Source organism: Massilia phosphatilytica (assembly GCF_977014125.1).
Window position 1 is genome coordinate 1 of record NZ_CDRNIL010000096.1, and the last position, 2480, is coordinate 2480.

Annotated in this window: 3 protein-coding genes and 1 pseudogene; 3 read left to right on the plus strand and 1 reads right to left on the minus strand. The window is 70.4% G+C overall.

The annotated features are described in order from the left end of the window. The first annotated feature begins 53 nt into the window (after positions 1 to 53). The 3 genes from ACWNCF_RS03255 (at position 54) to ACWNCF_RS03265 (ending at position 2160) form a co-directional block, all read left to right on the plus strand. A complete protein-coding gene (locus tag ACWNCF_RS03255; protein ID WP_449405997.1) occupies positions 54 to 509 on the plus strand; it encodes a c-type cytochrome in 456 nt (151 codons plus the stop codon). Then, a complete protein-coding gene (locus tag ACWNCF_RS03260) occupies positions 506 to 1786 on the plus strand; it encodes a c-type cytochrome (protein ID WP_449405998.1) in 1281 nt (426 codons plus the stop codon). Before ACWNCF_RS03255 ends, ACWNCF_RS03260 begins: the two co-directional genes overlap by 4 nt. A gap of 158 nt (positions 1787 to 1944) precedes the next feature. Then, the gene (locus tag ACWNCF_RS03265) at positions 1945 to 2160 is read left to right on the plus strand and encodes a hypothetical protein (protein WP_449405999.1); all 216 of its coding nucleotides are present in this window, start codon (positions 1945 to 1947) and stop codon (positions 2158 to 2160) included. Between the two features lie 19 nt (positions 2161 to 2179). On the opposite strand, the pseudogene ACWNCF_RS03270 reads toward ACWNCF_RS03265, so the two are convergent. After that, positions 2180 to 2480: pseudogene (locus tag ACWNCF_RS03270) on the minus strand (hypothetical protein); the annotation flags it as partial.

A 2480-nucleotide genomic window follows, 5' to 3' on the forward strand; every position in this document is an offset into this window, starting at 1 on the left:
TACGTATTGCTAAGGTTAAAACGGAGGAGTTAGTTGGATGATCCAGCACCTATATGGTCGCACCGCTGTCCGACGATTACCTGCGCGAGATCGCCGCGTATTTTTCGACCCAGCACCTGCCCGCGCCCGTGCTGGCGCGCGCGAGCCTGCCGGCGGACCAGCTGGCGCGCGGACGCGAACTCGTCACGCGCGGCGACGCGGGGTTGAAAGTGCCGGCCTGCGTGGCCTGCCACGGCCAGCGCCTGACGGGCGCCCTGCCCGCGATCCCGGGCCTGCTGGGCCTGCCGCGCGACTACATCAACGCCCAGTTCGGCGCCTGGCGCAACGGCACCCGGCACGCCAACGCGCCCGACTGCATGGCGACGATCGCCGGCCGGCTGTCGCTGGCGGACGTGGCCGCCGTCTCGGGCTGGCTCGCGAGCGAGCCGCTGCCGGACGACGACGACCCGGCGCCGGACGTCGCCCACCCGATGCCGCTCGCCTGCGGCAGCGAGCCGGAGCGGCCATGAGACGCATCGTCCTCTGGGTTGCCGGTTTGTCGATCGTGCTGGCGCTGGGCCTGGTCGCGCTCGCATGGCCGCGCGCCGAATTCATCCCGGCGCGGTCGCGGGAGGCGTGGGCGGCGACGCCGGCCAACATCGCCCGCGGCGCCTATCTCGCCCGCGCCGGCGACTGCCTGGCCTGCCACACGGCGCGCGACGGCAGGCCCTACGCGGGCGGACGCGCGCTCGCGACGCCGTTCGGCACGCTGTACGCCCCGAACATCACGCCGGACGCGACGACGGGCATCGGCGCCTGGACGGCGGACGACTTCTGGCACGCGCTGCACAACGGCACCGCGCCGGACGGCCGCCTGCTGTATCCTGCGTTTCCGTACACGAACACGACGAAGGTGACGCGCGACGACGCCGACGCGCTGTACGCCTATCTGCGCAGTCTCGCGCCGGTGCGCCTGGCGAATCGCCCGCATGCGTTGCGCTTTCCTTACGACCGGCAGATCGTACTGGCCGGCTGGCGCCTGCTGTACTTCAAGCCGGGCGTGTACGCGCCGCGGCCGGCGCGAAGCGCCGCGTGGAACCGCGGCGCCTACCTCGTCGAAGGCCTGGGCCATTGCGCCGCCTGCCACAGCCCGCGCAACGGCTTGGGCGCGACGGGCACGCGGCTGTCCGGCGGCCAGATCGCGACCAGCGGCTGGTACGCCCCCGCGCTGGATGCGGACAACGAAGCCGGCCTCGGCAACTGGGAACAGGCGCATATCGTGCAACTGCTGCGCACGGGCGTCGCGCCGCGCGGCGCCGTGTTCGGGCCGATGGCGGAAGTCGTTGGACAAAGCCTGCAGTACCTGACCGAGGCGGATGCGGGCGCGATGGCCGTCTACCTGAAATCCTTGCCGCCCGAACCTTCGGCGCACCCGCCTGCCGTGCCGCCGGCCGAGGACGTGATGAAGGCGGGCCGCCAACTGTACGCGCATCACTGCGCCGATTGCCACGGCGCCGACGGGCGCGGCGCCAGCGTGGCCGGCCACCCCGCGTATCCGCCGCTGGCGGGCAACGGCGCGCTGACGATGCGCGACCCCGTCAACGCCATCCGCATCGTGCTGAACGGCGGCTTTGCGCCGGCCACGCGCGGCAATCCGCGGCCGTTCGGCATGCCGCCTTACAGTCCGCAGCTGGACGATGCCGAGGTGGCGGCCGTCGTGACGTATGTGCGGAACAGCTGGGGCAATGCGGCGCCAGTGGTGACGGCGCCGGAGGTCAACCGGTGGCGCGAGGTGCCGCTGGATTGACCCGCCAGGACCAACGGCCGCCGACGGGCGCGGGCGGGCGAACGGTCGATCGGCGGGAATAAACGACGCGCCCCCCCCTGCCGGCGTGCACGCCACCGGAACCGGGCACGAGACGATGCTCTGGCATACTACCTTGCATCCATCACAAGGAGACTGGCATGCCGATTTATCGAGTCTGGTACCGCAATAACGAGGAACCGCTGGAATTCGCGACGCCCAGCCGCTGCAGCGAGGCCGAGATCCTCGACCACGTCCTGGAACACGAACACATCGAACGGGGCGCCGAGGCGACCTTGCCCGAACTCATCGCCCGGCACAACCTGGCGCCCGTACGCTACACCGAGGATGAAAGCGAGATGAACGTGATCGGATAGGCGCCCTGCCCGGTCGCGGTCAGACCATCTCGGCGAAGCCGATCCGGTCCGTCGTCGCGGCGCGCGCGTCGTCGACGCCGACCTTGTGCGCCGCCAGCAGCGCTTCCAGCACGCTGTTCATTGTGTGGCAGCCGGGCCCGCGGCCCGCGTTCATGTGCGCGCGGATGGCGCCCAGGTCGCCCTCCTCGATCATCGCGCCGACAGCCGGGCTGATCGTCAGGCACTCCGTGGCGAGGTGGTAGCGGTTGCAGGTGCTGATCATCCAACTGAACTCCTCCGTTTTAACCTTAGCAATACGTAACTGAACGAAGTACGCAACA

Coding starts and splice junctions, on each gene's coding strand:
- ACWNCF_RS03255 (WP_449405997.1), top strand. CDS start 54: ATGGTCGCACCGCTGTCCGACGATTACCTGCGCGAGATCGCCGCGTAT.
- ACWNCF_RS03260 (WP_449405998.1), top strand. CDS start 506: ATGAGACGCATCGTCCTCTGGGTTGCCGGTTTGTCGATCGTGCTGGCG.
- ACWNCF_RS03265 (WP_449405999.1), top strand. CDS start 1,945: ATGCCGATTTATCGAGTCTGGTACCGCAATAACGAGGAACCGCTGGAA.